17 protein-coding genes are annotated in these 19,567 nt (G+C 37.0%); 10 read left to right on the forward strand and 7 right to left on the reverse strand.

What is annotated here, in order from left to right; all coding sequences use genetic code 11:
• Nucleotides 1–59: 59 nt before the first annotated feature.
• Nucleotides 60–2,219 (reverse strand): FUSC family protein, encoded by a 2,160-nt coding sequence (locus AC1DNH_RS03485; protein ID WP_477610343.1) that lies wholly within the window; start codon nt 2,217–2,219, stop codon nt 60–62.
• A 756-nt stretch (nt 2,220–2,975) separates the two neighbouring features.
• On the opposite strand from AC1DNH_RS03485, the gene AC1DNH_RS03490 reads away from it, so the two are divergent.
• On the forward strand, nt 2,976–4,328 hold the full coding sequence (locus AC1DNH_RS03490) for a PhoH family protein (RefSeq protein ID WP_477625170.1): 1,353 nt from the start codon (nt 2,976–2,978) through the stop codon (nt 4,326–4,328).
• A gap of 137 nt (nt 4,329–4,465) precedes the next feature.
• Here the strand turns inward: AC1DNH_RS03490 and AC1DNH_RS03495 are convergent, their stop codons facing one another.
• The gene (locus AC1DNH_RS03495) at nt 4,466–5,677 is read right to left on the reverse strand and encodes a TCR/Tet family MFS transporter (protein ID WP_230149915.1); all 1,212 of its coding nucleotides are present in this window, start codon (nt 5,675–5,677) and stop codon (nt 4,466–4,468) included.
• A gap of 434 nt (nt 5,678–6,111) precedes the next feature.
• Here AC1DNH_RS03495 and gyrA point away from each other — a divergent pair, with 434 nt between their 5' ends.
• The 6 genes from gyrA to AC1DNH_RS03525 all read left to right on the forward strand — a co-directional run bounded on the left by gyrA (nt 6,112) and on the right by AC1DNH_RS03525 (nt 13,333).
• A complete protein-coding gene (gene gyrA / locus AC1DNH_RS03500; protein ID WP_477583298.1) occupies nt 6,112–8,691 on the forward strand; it encodes a DNA gyrase subunit A in 2,580 nt (859 codons plus the stop codon).
• Nucleotides 8,692–8,717: 26 nt separating this feature from the next.
• On the forward strand, nt 8,718–9,806 hold the full coding sequence (locus AC1DNH_RS03505; protein ID WP_477625171.1) for a tetratricopeptide repeat protein: 1,089 nt from the start codon (nt 8,718–8,720) through the stop codon (nt 9,804–9,806).
• Between the two features lie 99 nt (nt 9,807–9,905).
• Nucleotides 9,906–11,051, forward strand: coding sequence for a tetratricopeptide repeat protein (locus AC1DNH_RS03510; RefSeq protein WP_477625172.1), 1,146 nt, complete (start codon nt 9,906–9,908; stop codon nt 11,049–11,051).
• A gap of 193 nt (nt 11,052–11,244) precedes the next feature.
• Nucleotides 11,245–12,405 (forward strand): alpha/beta hydrolase, encoded by a 1,161-nt coding sequence (locus AC1DNH_RS03515; protein ID WP_477610435.1) that lies wholly within the window; start codon nt 11,245–11,247, stop codon nt 12,403–12,405.
• A gap of 8 nt (nt 12,406–12,413) precedes the next feature.
• Complete coding sequence (locus tag AC1DNH_RS03520; protein WP_477583304.1) at nt 12,414–13,115, forward strand: endonuclease V; 702 nt, start codon at nt 12,414–12,416, stop codon at nt 13,113–13,115.
• 62 nt (nt 13,116–13,177) lie between these two features.
• Entirely contained in the window at nt 13,178–13,333 is a 156-nt protein-coding gene (locus tag AC1DNH_RS03525; protein WP_477583316.1) for a PLDc N-terminal domain-containing protein, read from the forward strand.
• A gap of 8 nt (nt 13,334–13,341) precedes the next feature.
• Here the strand turns inward: AC1DNH_RS03525 and AC1DNH_RS03530 are convergent, their stop codons facing one another.
• From AC1DNH_RS03530 to AC1DNH_RS03550, 5 genes are all read right to left on the reverse strand, one after another.
• A complete protein-coding gene (locus tag AC1DNH_RS03530; RefSeq protein WP_477583306.1) occupies nt 13,342–13,686 on the reverse strand; it encodes a hypothetical protein in 345 nt (114 codons plus the stop codon).
• The gene (hemF, locus tag AC1DNH_RS03535; RefSeq protein ID WP_477583308.1) at nt 13,687–14,601 is read right to left on the reverse strand and encodes an oxygen-dependent coproporphyrinogen oxidase; all 915 of its coding nucleotides are present in this window, start codon (nt 14,599–14,601) and stop codon (nt 13,687–13,689) included.
• Between the two features lie 91 nt (nt 14,602–14,692).
• Complete coding sequence (locus AC1DNH_RS03540) at nt 14,693–15,925, reverse strand: MFS transporter (protein WP_477583310.1); 1,233 nt, start codon at nt 15,923–15,925, stop codon at nt 14,693–14,695.
• Between the two features lie 102 nt (nt 15,926–16,027).
• Nucleotides 16,028–16,249, reverse strand: coding sequence for a coproporphyrinogen III oxidase (locus tag AC1DNH_RS03545; RefSeq protein ID WP_215128697.1), 222 nt, complete (start codon nt 16,247–16,249; stop codon nt 16,028–16,030).
• Nucleotides 16,250–16,375: 126 nt separating this feature from the next.
• Nucleotides 16,376–16,684, reverse strand: a complete 309-nt coding sequence (locus AC1DNH_RS03550; protein ID WP_477583312.1) for a phosphoribosylpyrophosphate synthetase — start codon at nt 16,682–16,684, stop codon at nt 16,376–16,378.
• An 80-nt stretch (nt 16,685–16,764) separates the two neighbouring features.
• Between AC1DNH_RS03550 and AC1DNH_RS03555 the strand changes: the two genes are divergently transcribed.
• The 3 genes from AC1DNH_RS03555 to AC1DNH_RS03565 all read left to right on the forward strand — a co-directional run bounded on the left by AC1DNH_RS03555 (nt 16,765) and on the right by AC1DNH_RS03565 (nt 19,446).
• Complete coding sequence (locus tag AC1DNH_RS03555; protein ID WP_057934675.1) at nt 16,765–17,250, forward strand: DUF4442 domain-containing protein; 486 nt, start codon at nt 16,765–16,767, stop codon at nt 17,248–17,250.
• An 11-nt stretch (nt 17,251–17,261) separates the two neighbouring features.
• Nucleotides 17,262–17,891: an AlbA family DNA-binding domain-containing protein gene (locus tag AC1DNH_RS03560; RefSeq protein ID WP_477625173.1), complete on the forward strand. Its 630-nt coding sequence runs from the start codon at nt 17,262–17,264 to the stop codon at nt 17,889–17,891.
• Between the two features lie 190 nt (nt 17,892–18,081).
• The gene (locus AC1DNH_RS03565) at nt 18,082–19,446 is read left to right on the forward strand and encodes an MATE family efflux transporter (protein WP_477583412.1); all 1,365 of its coding nucleotides are present in this window, start codon (nt 18,082–18,084) and stop codon (nt 19,444–19,446) included.
• Nucleotides 19,447–19,567: the final 121 nt, after the last annotated feature.

Consider the following 19,567-nt stretch of genomic DNA (forward strand, 5'->3'; position numbering starts at 1 on the left):
GTATTTGAGAGTTTAAATCCTGAACTAATGCAGCATGACTACTTGCGTAATAAATCGATCTAAATCTTGATTTTTACCGATAGTTTGTAAATATCGTAGGCCACCTTCTGGATAAGGTCGAATTGCTCGGGAACCAAATCTTCTCCTTTTTTAATGGCTAAACCGTTATCATTTAGCCTGATTAACGGTACATTCTCAATTGTGCTGGCGCCTTTTTCCAGATTTTCAATAGACGTATCCAATAAATAATTGGTATTGTTGGCAATAGGCTTTAAGGAGTCGAAACTTTCGAAGATAAATTGATGTTCCTTATTGTAGAGCGAAAGTGTTGCAACATAAGAAGACAATAAATGGCTGAGCGCTGTAAACTGATGTACTTCTTTAATAAACAACTGTTTGCTTTTTGGTTCAGAAAACATTCTTTGAAACAGGGAAGCCAAATTTGCCGTACTTACATACACTTCTTTCCGTGCCAATTTATATTCCGTTCTGTTGTAATTTTTCTCAAAATACAATTTAATCACCTGTCCATAATAAGCCTTATTAGCCTTTAAAATATCGAGCATGGCCTCTTTGAGTTTTTCATGCTCCCAAGTCGGGAATAAAGAATAACTGGCCAATAGCGCAATACCAGAGCCTATAAAAGTATCATAAATCCTTTCGCGGGCCAGCGCTATCGATCCCATACCCAGAAAATCAAATAGGATTAAGATATATGGCGTCATAAAGAGCACACTCACTACGTAATTTTTCCTTTGGAAACTATAACAGCCAATCATACAGATTAATAGGATCACAAATAAAGTATTCCGATCGTGGATATAAGTAATCACACCCATACCAATGAACGCCCCAATCGTGGTGCCGATTAAACGTTGATAATTACGTTCTTTGGTTAAACTAAATCCCGGTTTCGAAATTACCAGAATGGTAAGGAGAATCCAGTAGCTATGTGAGAAATTGAGAATCTGCGCCACGATAAAACCCAAAAGCATCACCACAGTAACCCGTAACGAATGCCTGAAAGTAGAAGAAGTATAGGTTAAATTCTCTGTAAACAGTTTAAAATCGAATTTTTGCCTGGTGATAAATTTCTCTGTATCTACCTCAGCTTGTCTAATATCTTTGCTGTTTCTGATTTTAAAATAGCTGAAAATAGTTTTAACCCTTGATAGTATATTTTCGATGTTCACCTCAATATTTTTCAGGGCAATTATGCCTAAGGTATTGTATTCCTGATTTTGATTGTTCTTTTCCAGGTTGTTGATTTTGATCTTTAACCTTTCAATCTCAATCAATAAACGTTTTGAAACCACGGGTATTCCACCACTTTTTAAGGCAAAAGCAATATCATCAAGGGCGTAAGAGATCCGCTTAATGGCCATTTCATAATCTGATAATATACCTGCTTTATCAAACTGATCGTGCAAATGCTGGTAATTATAATAGGTAGACATTACCTGCTCGAAAAGATCGACCATATCTACAAATACCAATAACAAAAATCTGCCCTCAGGAGTAGAATCCCTTACAATTTCGCGGGTTCTAAAAAGCAATTCTCTTACCGCATCCTGTTTTTCATGAACAGAAACCTGAAGCTGCAACAGATCTGAATAGGTTTTATCGTAATTGTTATTTTGATGATAGAACTTGGCTTTTTCGCGTAGAAACTCTGCAACTTCCAGGATAGAATCGCTTAACGATTGCTGCACCAAACGGAAGGGGCGTAAGCGGTACACAAAATAACTTAAGCCAGTATACCAAAGGCTACCTATCAGGATCATAACTGCATGTAGCAATACTTCCTGCCATGGGCGTACATCATCAATGCTTAATACCATAATCAGTAAAACCGCGGTACCAACCGATGCAGCTCTAATACCGTAGATGTAAAACATCGAAAATACAAAACTGGATACAGCCAATAAAAAGCCGATAAAATAATGGTTCTTGTTGGTTAACCCCGTTATGATAGAGAAGGTAAAGATGAGCGCAGTAGTAATCAGCATTGCATTTCTTCGGTGCACCATTGGCCCCGGACTATCTACCACACTTACACATAAAGCGCCTAATGATAAAGTCATACCGTACTTTAACATGCCAAACTGGGCAAGAATTAAAGAGGGGAGCAATACACCAATGGTGATGCGGAGACCGTCGGCAAAATACGTACTCAATAAAAAGTCTTGTATATTTCTAATGGGTTGCCTAATCTGCATGATACAAAAATAACATAATAGCGAAGTTTTTTGTTGCGATTAAAATTAAGTTTTTTGCTTTTTTTAAACTTTTAAGCAGAAAATAGGTAATGGTTTGATTAACAAAATATTATGAATTGTTTATAAGTGTGATTTTAGAAATGTTGATAACCTAATCGAAAACCCACAAAAAGCGCTCAGAAACGACATTTTAAAAACAATAAACTGTTGATAACCAGCAATTTTAAGTGGATAACTTTGTTTATAAAAACTCTCATTTTTCTCTTGACAAATGCGTGTTTTCCTACTAAATTAGATCATATCAAATACGAAGTACTTTGAATTCTGATAAAACAACCCAAAAGAGATAAAGAACCGAAAGGGGAATTGTTTCGGAGTGTTTACAGGGAAAACGATTAATTTCTGAAAGGGTTAAACCGAGTAAGGATATATATAACCATCGAAAGATTGGATCATAAGAAAATCGCACAGGCCCAAACAGAGATTATTGAAAACTAGGAAGTTTACGGACGGAGGAGTTGGAAATAAATTTTCACGAATCGCAAAAGTTGCAAAACCTAACGATAACGGAAAAATCAAAGTAACAAGAATTAGATGCTTTAAAATGCGACTACGGTTGTTTTTAAAGTTAAAACGGGGAACTGAATCGAAAGAAGAAGAACCCCGTTTTTATTTTGCCTTAAATTTTGATCTTTCGAACAAAAAAAGAATAGCGAATCCTTCCGCATATTATCCCTAAAATATTAAATTTACCAAATGGCCAAAAAAGGTAAATCAATCTCCAATCCGTCAAAAAAGATATTCGTTTTAGATACCTCGGTTATTTTGTACGACCATGATGCGATAAATAACTTCCACGAGCACGATGTAGCTATTCCCATTCAGGTTTTAGAAGAGCTCGATAATTTTAAAAGCGGTAACGATACCCGGAATTTTGAGGCCAGAAGTTTTATCCGCCTTATTGATGAAACTTCAAAACAAAAACTCATCAGCGATTGGATTTCGTTAAAAAGCCCTGATTCAGGAAAATTTAAGGTGGTTTTAAATGAAAGGCCTTTAACTATAAATGCGGAAGAAGTGTATGGAAAAGGTAAAACAGACCATAAGATTTTAAATGCAGCATTAAGTTTAAAAGAAGAATATCCCGATAAGAAAGTAGTACTGGTATCGAAAGACATCTGCCTGAGGTTAAAAGCAAAAGCTTTGGATTTAAATGCAGAAGATTATGAAACTGGTAAAATTAAAAATGTAGATGAGCTTTACGCCGGAAAAACCGAAATAGCCAACTTTCCGGTGGAAATTATAGATGAAATAAAAAAACAACTTTTTATTGATGCTAATGAAGTAGAACTGCCACCTAAAAATGGCAATCACTTTTATATTTTAAGGAATAAGAGAAAAACAGCAAATGTATTTTATAACAACAGTTTAAAAACAATTTCTGCAGTTTCTACTGATCCTATATTTAAAATCAAACCTAAAAATATTGAACAGGCATTTGCCATTCATGCACTTTTAGATCCTGAAATTAAGCTGGTGAGCATACAAGGGAATGCCGGAACAGGTAAAACGCTATTGGCTTTGGCAAGCGCTTTAGAACAGCGTAAAAACTTTAGACAGATTTATGTAACGCGACCGATTGTTTCCCTGAGCAATAAAGACATCGGTTTCTTACCAGGCGATGCAAAATCGAAAACTGATCCTTTTATGGCACCCATTTGGGATAATCTGCGGTTTATTAAAGAGCAGTTTATCGGCGATGATAAAATGTCGGAAAAGATTGATGAACTGATTATAACCGAAAAAATAGCGATTGCGCCATTGGCTTTTATCCGGGGAAGAACCCTCACCAAAATTTTCTTTATTATTGATGAGGCACAGAATTTAACACCCCATGAAGTGAAAACGATAATTTCGAGGGCGGGCGAACATACCAAAATAGTTTTCACAGGCGATATTTATCAGATTGATACGCCATACCTAGATTCTGAAAGTAATGGCCTGTCTTATTTAATCGAAAACGCTAAAAACCACCCGCTGTATGCCCATATTACCTTACATAAAGGCGAGAGGAGCGAGTTGGCTAATTTGGCTAATGAGTTGCTTTAAGCTTTTTTTCCCGTTCATCTACAGAAAAGGACTACAATGGTTGCGTCACCCTGAACTTGTTTCAGGGACTTCATTCAAACAGGGTAGGTTTTTGGGTTGCGTCTACTTCAGTCAACGATGACCGCGTTTAAGGCTTACTAATGGTATTTCTTCAAGCTCCTTAAACAGATAAACAATCCGATTAAAGTTAACACCGCACTCAATATAAATGGTGCGCCCGGAAAATAAACCGGAGCCTTGCCTTCGATAAAATAAGCAAATATATGTGTCATTACCCAAGGGGCAAATATGGCCGCTAAACTTTGTAAACCTGTTAAAACACCCTGCATTTCACCTTGTGCATTCGAAGGTACCTGATTCGAAATCAAGCCCTGCATGGCCGGTCCGCAGATTCCGGCTAAACCATAAGGAAGCATAAAAGCAAACATCATCCAGCCCTTGCTTGCAAAAGCAAAAGCTATGAAGCCTATGATGTATAAAATAAGACCAAAGTAAACCGCTTTCTTTTCTCCGATTTTAGGAAGGATCACCCTTATTAAACCACCTTGAACAAGGCCCACAACCAAACCCACAAAACCTAATGAATAGCCTACCCATGCAGCATCCCATTTAAATTTCTCCATGGTATAAAATGTCCAGTTGGATTGAACAGCGTGACTGGCAAAGTATAGTAAGAATAAGGTAGCCATTAAGCCCAATAATGCAGGGTATTTGCCAATGCTTAACAACGAACCGATTGGATTTGCCCTTTTCCAGTCAAAAGCCCTGCGTTTTTCAACAGGTAAAGATTCTGGCAGTATAAAATAACCGTAAAGCCAGTTAATTAAAGATAAACCTGCAGCAATCATAAAAGGAACCCGGGTACCAAAATGGCTGAAAGCCCCACCTAAAACCGGACCTAAGATAAATCCAACACCAAATGCTGCACCAACCAGGCCGAAATTTTGCGCTCTTTTTTCTGGAGGAGAAACATCAGCAATGTATGCTTGTGCGGTTGTAAAACTTGCGCCTGTTATTCCTGCAATAATCCTTCCTACAAATAACCAAACAATAGAAGGGGCGAAAGCTAGAAAGATGTAATCGATACCTAAACCGAACAAAGAGCTTAATAATACCGGTCTTCGTCCGTACCGATCGCTCATTGCACCGATAATTGGAGAGAATATAAATTGTACTGATGCATATGCAAGGGTGAGCCAGCCACCATATTCTGCCGCTAAACCAAAGCCACCGCCAGTGAAATCCTGAATAAGTTTTGGTAAAACCGGAATGATCAACCCAAAACCCGTAAAATCGATCAGGAGGGTAACCATAATAAAACTCATTGCAGATTTCTTTCCGTTTGCCATTATATGTAATTTGAAACGCAAAAGTATCAGAATTAGTTAAGATTGTAAATTTTAGTTCTCTACAAACCTCGTAGGTTTTTGAATCTTGCGAGGTTTAGGTCCAAATATGAAATACTGTCCTCTGTATATAAACCTGATATAGCGGAAAACCCACAATGAGGTACGAACGAGGACTTGCAGCGGTAGCAGGACTACAGACCGCCACTGAAATAGAACCTCACATTTTCAAAAAAACTTTCAACCCATTTTTTTGCAAATGCTGTAAAACTCGTTAAACTGGCCCTCAATAAATTAAAATCCCATTGGGAATAAAAAACCTATAACAAAGGTCAAAACTTTTCCACAATGCCTTAATTCGGCTAAATTTTGTTAAATTCGCAAGGTTATAGTAATACCCTTTTTAATATCGTTTTAAGTAGCGAGAATAATAATTTATGGCAGAAGATTTAGAAAATCAGCAGAACGACAAAATCATTCAAATTAATATAGAGGAGCAGATGAAATCGGCCTACATTGATTACTCAATGTCGGTAATCGTATCGAGGGCTTTGCCTGATGTACGTGATGGATTGAAACCGGTACACCGCCGTGTTTTATATGGTATGCTCGATCTTGGTGTAACCAGTAATAAACCACATAAAAAATCTGCCCGTATTGTAGGGGAGGTTTTAGGTAAGTATCACCCACATGGTGATGCATCTGTATACTTTACTATGGTTCGTATGGCTCAGGATTGGAGCTTACGTTACCCAATGGTTGATGGACAAGGAAACTTTGGTCACATTGATGGTGACTCTCCGGCTGCAATGCGTTATACTGAGGCACGTTTTTCGAAAATAGCCGAAGAAATGCTTGCTGATATCAATAAAGATACTGTAGATTTTCAGTTAAACTTTGATGATACCTTACAAGAACCAACCGTTTTACCTGCAAAAATCCCGAACTTATTGGTTAACGGATCTTCTGGTATTGCGGTAGGTATGGCCACCAATATGGCACCTCACAACTTAACCGAAGTAATTGATGGTGTGGTAAGCTATATCGATAATAGAGATATTACGATCGAGGAATTGATGAAGTTTGTAAAAGCTCCGGATTTCCCTACCGGTGGTATTATTTATGGTTATACGGGGGTAAAAGAAGCTTTCGAAACAGGTCGTGGTCGTATTGTAATGCGTGCAAAAGCCGAAATCGAGAATATTAAAGACCGCGAGGTAATTATTGTTACCGAAATCCCTTACCAGGTTAACAAAGCACAGATGATTGAGCGTACTGCTGAATTGGTTGGCGAGAAAAAACTTGAAGGCATTTCGAATATTAAAGACGAATCGAACAAAGATGGTATCCGCATCGTTTATGAAATTAAACGTGATGCAAATGCTTCTATCGTTTTAAACAACTTATATAAATATACCGCATTACAAACTTCTTTCAGTGTAAATAACATTGCATTGGTAAAAGGCCGTCCACAAATGTTAAATCTTAAAGATTTGATTGTGCATTTTGTGGATCACCGCCATGATGTGATTGTTCGCCGTACCCGTTACGAATTGGCAGAAGCCGAAAAACGCGCACACATTTTAGAAGGTTATTTAATTGCTTTAGATCATTTAGATGAAGTAATTAAATTAATCCGTGCTTCCGAAACCCCTGAAGATGCCCGTTTAGGCTTGATGGAAAAATTCGGACTGAGCGATCTTCAGGCACGTGCGATTTTGGATATGACGCTTCGTCGTTTAACAGGACTAGAGCGCGATAAGATCAAAGAAGAGTATGCAGAGTTAATGAAAACCATCGAGCATTTAAAATCTATCTTAGCAGATGAAGGTTTGCGTATGCAGATCATCAAAGATGAGTTAGCAGAAATCCGTCAGAAATTTGGTGATGAGCGTAGAACAACTATCGTTCACTCAGCCGAAGACATGAGCATGGAAGATTTCATCGATGATGAAGAAGTGGTAATCACCATCTCTCACGAAGGTTACGTAAAACGTACGCCGGCAACCGAATTTAGAGCACAGGGTAGAGGCGGAAAAGGATCTAAAGGCAGTAACTCAAGAAACGAAGATTTTATTGAACACATGCTTGTGGCCACAAACCACAATTATATGCTGTTCTTTACCGAAGCCGGAAGGTGTTTCTGGTTGAGGGTTTACGAAATTCCAGAAGGTTCACGAACCAGTAAAGGAAGAGCGATCCAGAATATTATCAATATCCCGAAAGAGGAAAAAATTAAAGCCTACATTAAGGTTAAAAACCTGAAAGATCAGGAATATTTAGAGAACAATTTCATTATTATGTGTACTAAAAAAGGTACCATTAAGAAAACTTCTCTTGAAGCCTATTCACGTCCACGTGTAAATGGTATTAATGCCATCAATATTAATGATGGTGATGTATTATTGGAAGCTTGTTTAACTAACGGACAAAGCGAAATTGTAATGGCATTACGTTCTGGTAGAGCAATCCGTTTCAACGAAAGTACGGTTCGTCCGATGGGTAGAACAGCTACTGGCGTACGCGGTGTTAGGCTTGCACACGATCAGGATGAAGTTGTTGGCATGATTGCTGTAAACAATCCTGAAGTTACAGTGTTAGTAGTATCAGAAAAAGGATACGGTAAACGTACCGATATTGAAGATTACCGTGTAACTAACCGTGGTGGTAAAGGGGTAAAAACAATTAATGTTACTGAAAAAACGGGACAATTAGTTTCAATAAAAGACGTTACAGATAGCGAAGATTTGATGATCATTAACCGTTCAGGTATTGTAATCAGAATTCCGGTATCAGCATTAAGGGTAATGGGCCGTGCCACACAAGGGGTTCGTTTGATCTCGTTAAAAGGTGATGACGAAATTGCGTCAGTTACTAAAATTGATCACGAAGAAGATGAAGAAGAAACAGTAGATTTAACAGATGTAGTAGTTACTGACGGTGAAGAAGTAGAAGCAGATACTACTCCTGAGGCAGATGATACTGAAGAAGAAGGCGAAACGGAAGAAGAAAATTAACTAAAAATAAGATTAGAATAAAAATTATGAAAAGAGTATTTCTAAGTATAGTTCTAGCAGGTGCGGTAAGCTCTGCATTTGCTCAGAAAAGTGAAATAACCGCGGCAAAAAACGACTGGGGTTTATTCCAGCTAACTTCTTCAAGTGCATCTACGCCGTTGGCGAAAAAGCTTGAAGCCTTAGCAAAAGGCTTGGCCCATACCGACAAAGCAATTGCTGATGAAAAATCTAAAGTAATGCCTGAAGCATGGTCGTACCGCGCTTTATTTGCTTCTTCTGCGGCTATTCTGGATTCAACAAGTACAGCGAATGCAGATGCAAACCTAAAAATTGCTCAGGATGCAGTTGTTGAAGCCAAGAAACTGGATACAAAAGGGAGTGAAAAAGATAATATTAATCTAGCTGAAACCAATATTAGCAACGCAGTTAGAAATGGTGGTGTAATTGCTTACAATAAAAAAGATTACAAAACTGCTTACGCAAAATTTGTTGCAGCAACAGTAATTAATCCAAACGATACCGCCATGTATCTAAATGCGGGTATTGCGGCAAGACTTAATGAGGATTATCCAAACATGATTAGCCAATTCAAAAAAGTAATCTCTTTAAATTCCCCACAGTCTAAAGATTTATATTCTGAGATTATCACAACCACGTTGGCTAAACAAAAAGATACAACAGCTGCTTTGGCCGTTATTAAAGAAGCAACTGCTAAATTCCCCGAAAATACCGACTGGATTAAAACTGAAACCCAGATTTATATTGATAGGGGTGATGCTGCCAAATCTGAGCAAATGTTGGTTGCTTTAGCTGCAAAAGAACCTAACAACCCTAACTATCAGGTTCTTTTGGGCAACATTTATTTCAGTCAGGCTTTAAAATTACAGGCCGATAGAAATAAAATCGATTCTAAAAAAGTGAAAGAGTTTAATGAAGTAACAGGCAAAATGAATGCGCTGTTAGATAAATCTCTTCCTTTTTACAAAAAAGCACTTGAGGTTGATGCCAAAAATCAAGGCGCATTAGAAACCTTGAAAACGATCTATGCTTTTAGAAATGATACTAAAAATTACGAAGATATCAAGAAACGTTTAGACGCATTGCCTAAACAATAATTTATTGATCGATCCAAAAAAAGAGCCCTGAAATTTCGGGGCTCTTTTTTTTATGTTTATTTTTATCGTTTATTACGGTTTTACCACATTATTTATATTATGCAGAATTGCCTTAAAATATCATTAACCGCTTTAATTTTCGTTTCTTTTAATGCTGTAGCGCAAAAAAGTCAAATTCTTATCGCCAGAAATGCTGTTGGTAAACTACAAGCTTCAATTGCCAACAAAGAGGATGAAAAAAAACAGTTATCGATTATTACAGAAGGCTTAAAATCAATAGAATCAGCTGAGAAAGATAATAAAACTAAAAACTGGAGTGAAACCTGGTCTATTAAATCTTATCTTACTTCTTTCGCTTCATTAATTGATACTGATCCCAATAATGCGAATAAATTTTACGATTCAGCTGTTGAAGCTGTAGCAAAAGCCAAGTCTTTAGATCGTTATGATGATAATGGTGGCCTTATTAAAGCCTCTAATCACAATATTCTCATCAAAAAACAGGAAAAAGGTAATGAAGCTTTTTTTAATAACGATTTTAAAGAAGCATTTGCTGATTTGAAAGAAGTATGTGATAATTTCCCTGCAGATACCACATTGGCATTAAATACAGCAATTTGCGCATTAAATATTCAGTCTTACGACGAATCTTTAACCTATTTTAAACGTGCAAAAGAAAACGGAATTAGAAATCCATCGGTTTTTCAGAAAATGGCGCAGATGTATGTAGTGAAATCAGAAAATGAAACCGCTATTAAAACTTTGGAGGATGGTCTTGTGCTTAATCCGTTCAATCGCTTTTTAACAAACGATTATATTAATCTATTACTTGATACCGAGAATTATAGTAAAGCTCAGGGATTGATAGAAAACAATTTAAAAGTAGAAAAAGGAAATAAACTACTTTATTTTCTTTATGGTTACCTGCAACAGGTTGGTGGAAATAACGCTACAGCAATTTTGGCTTACGATAAAGCTTTGTCTACAGATCAAAATTATTTTGATGCATTGTACCAATTGAGTTTGGCTTACATCAATACAGCCAATGAAATCTTGAGCAAAAATGACGCTGATAAAACTGAAAAATATAAAGGCCTCATCAATCGTGCACAGTTTGCTTTGCAACGCGCAAATGAAATTAACCCGAACGATAAAAAAACTGTACAGTTGCTGATCGATATCTACACTAAAAAGGGAGTAACGAACAAAGTACAAGAGCTTAACCGTAAACTTCAAGAACTATAATTTTATTGAGTAATTTGTGAGGACAGGATGGTGTTAGAAAATTTAACTTAACATAATATTAATTATAAGACAAATTACGATTAGCATTATTGCTTTGATTTATACGTTATTTATATATTTAATGTGTTTATTCGTTACTTATTCTAAAATAATGCTGTCTACTATGCAAAACTTGCTTTTTAAATTCGTGTGTGTGAGCGTAATTCTACTTTTTTCATTTAAAACAAATGCTCAAAAATCTGATTATGGCGAAGTTGTAACGATGCATTCCAGCATCTTAAACGAAGACCGAAAGATATTAATCTACACACCTAAAGACCCTGACAATCCCGAGAAACGATATCCAGTGATCTATGTTCTGGATGCTGACAATCATTTCATGCAAATGGTAGAATATTCTAAATACCTCAGTCGGCAAGATGTGTATGTTATCCCGCCAATGATTGTTGTAGGAATAACAAATACAGACCGTGTTCGTGACCTCACTCCATCTAAAAGCAATTTTGACTATTCTGGGAAACCGGATACCACTGCTAACGCCCCCTATAAGAATAGCGGAGGAAATGAACATTTTTTACAATTCATCCAGAAGGAACTCCTGCCCTATGTTAATTCGAATTATAAAACTCAACCTTACCGCATTTTAGCTGGACATTCATTTGGAGGTCTGACAGCCATTAATTGTCTGATTAATTATCCGGATATGTTTAACGCATATATTGCCGTAAGCCCATCCTTCTGGTGGGATCAGAAATTTCTTCTCAAACTTGCTGATAAAAAACTGAAAGCAGGGTCAACTTTATCAAAAACGCTTTTTTTTAGTGATGGAAATGAAGGTTCTTCACCAGGATCACCTTTTCATAAAGATGTTTTAAAATTTGATTCGCTGCTCAAAAGCCGCAATATTAAAGGATTAAATTTCGAATATGCGAGCTATCCAATTGAGAGCCACATGACAGTCCCTATTAAATCGTATTATGACGGACTTCGATTTGTCTATCGTCAATGGGTTCTTCCTCCTGTAAGTGATGAAAAGATAAATTCAGAGGCTATTATGAAACATTATAAAGGATTGTCGCAAAGGTTTGGGTATCTAATTTTGCCTGACGAAGCATATTTCAACGGCTTGGCGCAATGGTTGGTAAAAAATCCGAAAACCTTAGATAATGGCATACAGATATTGGAAATGAATACGGTCAATTATCCATCTTCGTCAAAGGCCTTCACGGCTTTGGGGGCAGCATATGCGATGAAAGGAGAAAAGCAAAATGCTATCGCTTCGTATAAAAAGGCCAGTGAATTGAATCCCAGTTCAAATGAAATTAAATTACGCTTGCAGGAGTTACAGAAATAAGATATCCCATGTACGACCACTACAGCTTTGAAGATGCTACTGCTTACCAAATTGAATTAGCCAAACAGTTAAAGTTTCAGTCACTTAACAAAATTGAAACCATTGCTGGCGCAGATATTTCTTTCAATAAAAACAGTTCGACCATGTATGCGGGAATTGTGATCTTAACTTATCCAGGAATGGTTTTAAAATCATTTGCATTAGAAACTTACGAAACCAGTTTTCCTTATAAAGCAGGGTTTTTGGGATTTAAAGAAGTTCCTGCATTATTGAAAGTTTGGGAATTGATACCCAATAAACCTAATGTTGTAGTGCTTGATGGAAACGGAATTTTGCATCCACGCCGTATGGGTGTTGCTTCGCATTTTGGAATTCTTGCTAACCAAGCCACAATTGGCTGTGCTAAAAGTCTTTTACACGGACAAAACCATCAGCCTCAAAATGTCAAATTTAGTACTGCAGAAATTAAAAATAATGCGGGCGAAATGCTTGGTTTTGCATTGAGAACAAAGCGCAATTGCGCACCTGTTTATATTTCTGCCGGACATTTAATTACGCAAGAAGAAAGTTTAAATACAATTAAAAAATCTGTTGGAAATTATCGTATCCCCGAACCAACACGCCTGGCTCATAACCTAGTAAATGATTTCAGGCTTGGCAAACTAAAAACTGGCTTTCATGAGGTGGCGCCATCTTTAACATTGTTTTAAAATGACTATATTTACGTATGAACGCTTATTTGATAATTCTCGCTATTGTCGTAATGCTTATCATGTTGATAAACATTTACGTTATTTTAGACATTTCGAAATTCCCATACAACAAGAGACGACAAAAATGGATGTGGACCAATGTGGTATTGTTCTTGCCTCTTTTTGGGTCTTTAATTTATTTTTTGGTTGGTAAAAAAATACTTAGCGAAAATTAAATCCGAAATTAATTCAAACTACAATTCTCTAAATCACCGTCCCAATTTTCTTTTTCATTGGTTAAAATTTCTAGAGAATCTATTTTACAGTTCGTAACATCCAAGCAATAAGTTAATTCATTTTTCAGGCTCGGAGCAGTTAGTTTTGCTTCAGCACTGAGTAAACCGTTTTCAAATTCTTCTTCTTGAAATTCCTTTAGGTAGACAAAATTTATGTACAAACCTGTACCGGTTGTTTTAGTAGTTTCGATCCTTATAAAATCTAAGTGTTCAGACAAATAGCCGAATTTTTCTGCATTATCTTTTATTATCGTTTTAAGTAGCAGACGCTCAAATTCTTTTAATTCGGTCATTTAGATCCAGTTAATTCCTTTTTTTAGTAGCTGCTGGGTGTTGTATTCATCAGAATTAATTTCTGGCTGAACATTATAACCCCAGTTAGCCTGTGGTGGTAAACTCATTAAAATAGATTCTATCCGTCCGTTGGTTTCTAAGCCGAATTTTGTTCCAGAGTCGTAAACTAAATTAAATTCTACATAACGACTACGGCGCTGATATTGCCATTGTTTCTGGGCTTCTGTAAACTCTTTATCGCGGTTCCTATCAATCAATTCGGTGTAAATCGGCAAAAATGTTTCGCCAATATTAATAGAAAAATCTAAAATCTGCTCCCATGATAAATTGGTGTTTTCTGGCTTCAGTCTATCATAAAAAATACCGCCGATACCACGGGTTTCTTCACGGTGTTTAATAAAGAAATAATCATCGGCATGTGTTTTAAATTTTGGATAAAAATCTCCACTGAAATCATCGCAAGCCTGCTTTAATTTATGGTGAAAAAAACGGGCATCGTTTTCGAATACGTAATGTGGTGTTAAATCGATACCACCGCCAAACCAGCGTGTTTCTTCATTAAGTTCGAAATAGCGGATATTCATGTGGATAATCGGAACCAGTGGATGGTTTGGATGAATTACAATTGAAACTCCGGTAGCAAAAAAATCATCTTCGCTTACATTAAAGGCTTTTTTTACAGCTTCGGGCAATTTACCATGCACCGCAGAGAAATTTACGCCACCTTTTTCGATAATTGCACCATTTTGCATAATCCTGGTGCGTCCGCCTCCCCCACCGTTTCTTTCCCAAAGTTCCTCTTCAAACTTTCCTTTGCCATCGGCAATTTCCAATCCCCTGCAAATTTCATCCTGAATTTGCTTATACCGTTCCGCTACTTCTTCTTTAAACATGATGGCTCTTTCTATTTCCATACAAATTTAAAGCTATTCAGGCAGCTATATTGATTTATCTTTAGATAGTACATTTTATTGACATTGTTTTTAGTCAGAAGTCGGGAGCTTATTACTCTTCTAAATAATCCAAATCTTTGTTGAAACTTTCTTTTAATTGGCTCAAACCAAACATCGCAATCAGGGTTAAGATTCCCATCACTAAATATCCGGCAGTAATTAATCCGTATTTATGGGTTAAAAATTCGAATAAGAATGTAATAGGGATTAATGCGCCCCTAACAAAATTAGGTGCAGTTGTAGTTACCGTAGCCCTAATGTTTGTGCCGAATTGTTCTGATGCAATGGTAACAAATGTGGCCCAATAACCTACAGAGAAGCCCATAAACAAGCAGATCCAGATAAAATTGCTACCCGTTAAGCCGAAACTGGTTAAATAAACAACTACACTCGCAACAGAAAGCAGGTGGAAGATAAAGACTGTTTTTTTTCTCGATTTTAATACCTGAGAGAGTAGACCCGTAACCACATCGCCTATTGCAATTCCAAAATAGGTAAACATAATGCCGGTACCAGCTTTTAGTGGCTCTGTCGCACCTAAAGCTTTACCGAATTCTGGCGCTAAGGTAACCAGGATCCCCACCACAAACCATAAAGGAATACCGATTAAGATACAATAGAGATATTTCGAAAAACGTTTCCAGTTGTTAAACAGCATAAAGATATTTCCTTTTGATACTTCTGATTGGTTAGCGGCGTGTTTAAACATGCCCGATTCGAAAGTACCAACACGTAATAAAAGCAGTACCAGGCCCATTCCGCCACCTACAAAGTATGAGGTTTGCCAGGTAAATTCGGCTGCTACAGTTGCTGCAACGGCTGCACCCAATAAACCTACAGCACCAACAATCATGGTTCCATAACCGCGTTTTTCTTTATCCATGGTTTCAGCAACCAAAGTAATCCCTGCACCAAGCTCGCCAGCTAAACCTATACCGGCAATAAACCTGATGATGGCATAACTGTTAACCGATGTGACAAAACCATTGGCAATATTGGCCAGTGAATATAAAAGGATTGAACCAAATAGAACTTTGATCCTTCCCAGTTTATCGCCCAGTATTCCCCACAAAATTCCGCCTAAAAGTAGACCGAACATCTGAGAATTGATGATCAAAAAGCCATCAGATTGCATATTTGCCTGGGAAACGCCAATTTCAGTTAAACTTTGAACACGAACAACAGAGAATAGAACAAGATCGTAAATGTCTACGAAGTAACCCAGAGCAGCTACAATAACTAAGAAAATTACATTACGGTTGTTTGCTTTTGCTTGAAGATCCATTTAATTATTTGGTTTAAACGCTGAAAGTACGCAATAACACAAATATTTAAAATAGATTTTTAAAATAAAAGCCACTCTTGTTTTAGAGTGGCTCTTACCTTCCTACATTGGAGGATTTTTTTTTGTGGTATCAGGTGGCATTTTGGTAGTGTCAGGCATTTTTTTAGAGGTTGTGTCTGGCATCTTTTTAGTCGTATCCATCATTTTTGTAGAATCCGTCGCAGTACTGTCTGAAGAACCAGCCATATTTTTAGACGAATTGCATGCTGAAGTGGCTATCATAAGAGAACCCGCAAAAGCAAGACTTAAGATTATTTTTTTCATAGTTTTTATTGTTATCTATTAACCTAACAACCTTATAATCATTTGGTTTTATTTTTTTTTATTCCATATTGGTTATTTTTCAACTATTGTATTGATTATTAATGTATTGTGAAACAAATAAATGTATTATTCATGATGAATCTTTAACTTATTCAGCAATTCTGGCGATATATTTTCAGCATATACACCATAACCATCTACCAATACTCCCTTTAAATTTCCCACATTTGATGAAATGGCATAAACAACCGAGCTATCAGCCGGGTCGGTCATTCCTTCGAAACGGTACACTTCTTCAATTTCAAATTCTTCAGGTTTCAGGAACAAATTGACTGATTTACATGCTAAACTTTCTGCCGTTAAATTGAAATCTAAATTATAACCACGACTATCTAAATCTGTTAAAGCGTCGGTAATGGTATCATAAACATGCATAATTCTAAATTACGGAAATATTACTAAAACAAGATCTTCAAAACTTTAAAAGGTGATAAAACTTTCTGATATTAGTGAATATGATTATTTCTCAAAACACCCTGAAATGGGTAATGCGTTTTTACCCACCCCTATTTTTTCAACGCATTTGGGTTCAGAAATTTGAAAATGAATTTAGAAGTTGTACGGTTAAGCTGAGCAAGAGTTTTTTGAATAAAAATTATAACGGTTCTATTTTTGGTGGTACTATTTATGCAGCAACAGATCCGTTTTATGCCTTATTGTTCGATCAGTTAATGCAGCGCCGAGGCTTTAAAGTCCGTGTTTGGCTAAAAAGCGCTTCTATACAATATTTAAAGCCTGGTCGTTCTACATTATACTTTACCATAACCGTAACTGATGAGATGTTGAACGAAGCAGAGCACGCACTAAAAACCGTTGGAAAGTTTGTAAAGGCCTACCCGATGGAAATTACCAATAAGGATGGCGAGCTGTGCGCTACCGTGATGAATGAAGTGTATATCCGAAACCTGCATCAGGGCGAAACCCCTAGAGTTGCTTACTAATTTTTTAGATTATGCCGAGTATTAAGAGTTTAATTTTGCAGGGCGAGGGCGTTATGCTCGATTTCAAGAAAACCATTACCAATACCGAGAAAATTGCCAAGAGCTTGGTTGCTTTTGCCAATAACAAAGGTGGTAAACTATTGATTGGTGTTGCTGATGATGGATCTATTAAAGGGGTAAAATCAGAAGAAGAAGAGAAATACATGATTTTAACTGCAGCACATCAGTTCTGCAAACCGGCAATTGAGCCTTACTTCGAAGAAATTTATGTTGATGATAAATTGGTATTGGTAGTTAATATTCCTGAAAGTGACACTAAGCCACATTACGCACTCGATGATCAAAAAAAATGGTGGGCTTATATCCGCATAGACGATAAAAGCGTTCTCGCCAGTCGCATTATTCTTGAAGTGTTGAAACAGGAATATAAAAACAATGGTGTACTTATCTCCTATTCTGAAAATGAAAAAAAGCTGCTCGAATACCTGGAAGAGAACGAAAAGATTACGCTGAAAGAGTTTAGTAAACTGTTACGCAGTTCTTACCGTAAGGCACAAAAGGTTTTGGTTAATTTAATTTTAACCAATGTAATCAAATCGCATACTTCAGAAAAAGAAGAATACTTTACGGTGGTGAGGTAAGGTGCTTTTTCTCGATGGTCGTCATCCTGAACTTGTTTCAGGATCTATTTTACCCGGGTTTTAATTATATAAAAACTAACAAGAAAGATGCTGAAATAAATTCAGCATGACGATCGCCTTTTGTAAACCGAACATTAACTTTTCTACACACCTACTTTTTGAGCTTTAAAAACGCGACCTTTGTAACCCTATGTTTTCTAAAATTTACACCAAATATAAGCCATATTACAAAGAAAATCTTCATTTGGCATTGCCAATTGTAGGTTCTCAGGTTGGTCATACTTTGGTACATATGGCCGATAGTATTATTGTAGGTCATTTTACTGATACCATTCAATTGGCGGCTGTTTCGTTAGTGAACAGCATATTTATGCTTATCCTCGTAATTGGTTTGGGTATTTCGTATGGGTTAACGCCGCTTATCGCACAGGAGAATGGTCGTCAGAATTATGATGAATGCGGAAAGCTTTTATCAAACAGCTTAATTATTAATATCTGTGTGGGGATATTTTTATACATACTGGTTCAATTAGGGATATTTTTTGTGATTGACCACCTGGAGCAAACGCCCGAGGTAGTGCGTTATGCAAAACCTTATCTGAATCTTTTATCTGTCTCAATTATCCCTCTACTGATTTTTCAGACTTTTAAGCAGTTTGCGGAAGGTTTGGGATTTACCAAACAAGCCATGTTTGTTTCTATCTGGGGAAATGCGATCAACATCATTTTAGGAATCATTTTCGTAAAAGGTATGTTCGGCATTAAATCGATGGGTGTTAGTGGTGTGGGGTTAAGTACTTTAATCGACAGGATTTTAATGGCCACCGTAATGTGTTTTTATGTATTACGTTCTCAGCATTTCAAAAAATACCTGATCAGTTTTAAAGCCACGTTTTTTGATAAAATAAGGGCGATTAAGATTGCTAAAATCGGGATGCCTGTTGCTATGCAATACGCTTTCGAAATCAGTGCTTTTAGCGGCGCTGCAGTGCTTATCGGTACAATTGGGGCCGTAGAACAGGCTGCGCATCAAATCGCGATTAGTTTAGCCGCCATGACCTATATGATTGCCAGCGGTGTAGCTTCGGCAGCCACCATTAAAACGGGAAATAACTTTGGTAAGAAAAATTTCGACGATTTACGTAAATCTGCCATAGCCAGCTACCATGTTATTTTGTTGTTTATGTCTATTACTGCAGTGATTTTTGTTTTGGCCAATAACATCATGCCCTTCATTTACACGGAAGATGCGGCTGTTATTCCCATTGCTGCCCAATTATTGATTATCGCTGGCTTTTTTCAGCTGTTTGATGGCACACAGGTGGTTGGCCTAGGTGTTTTACGTGGTATTGGTGATGTTAATATTCCAACTTTTATTACCTTTTTAGCCTATTGGGTAGTTGGTATTCCAATTGGTTATGTATTAGGCTTTCATTTTAACTTAGGCGTTAATGGCATCTGGTATGGATTAACCCTGGGTTTGTTAACGGCTTCTATCCTGTTGTTTATGCGTTTTCAGAATAAAACGAGGGCTTTGAAGGCAGGTGTGTTATGATTTTTAAATAGCTAGTGGTTAATTTACTTTGCGAAAATCAACATTGATTACCTTTTTAGCGCCATCAGGTTTTGGAAATGAATGCCAGTGTTTCATGGGGTACAGTAGTCCCGCTATCCGT

Source organism: Pedobacter sp. 01N310 (assembly GCF_056399805.1).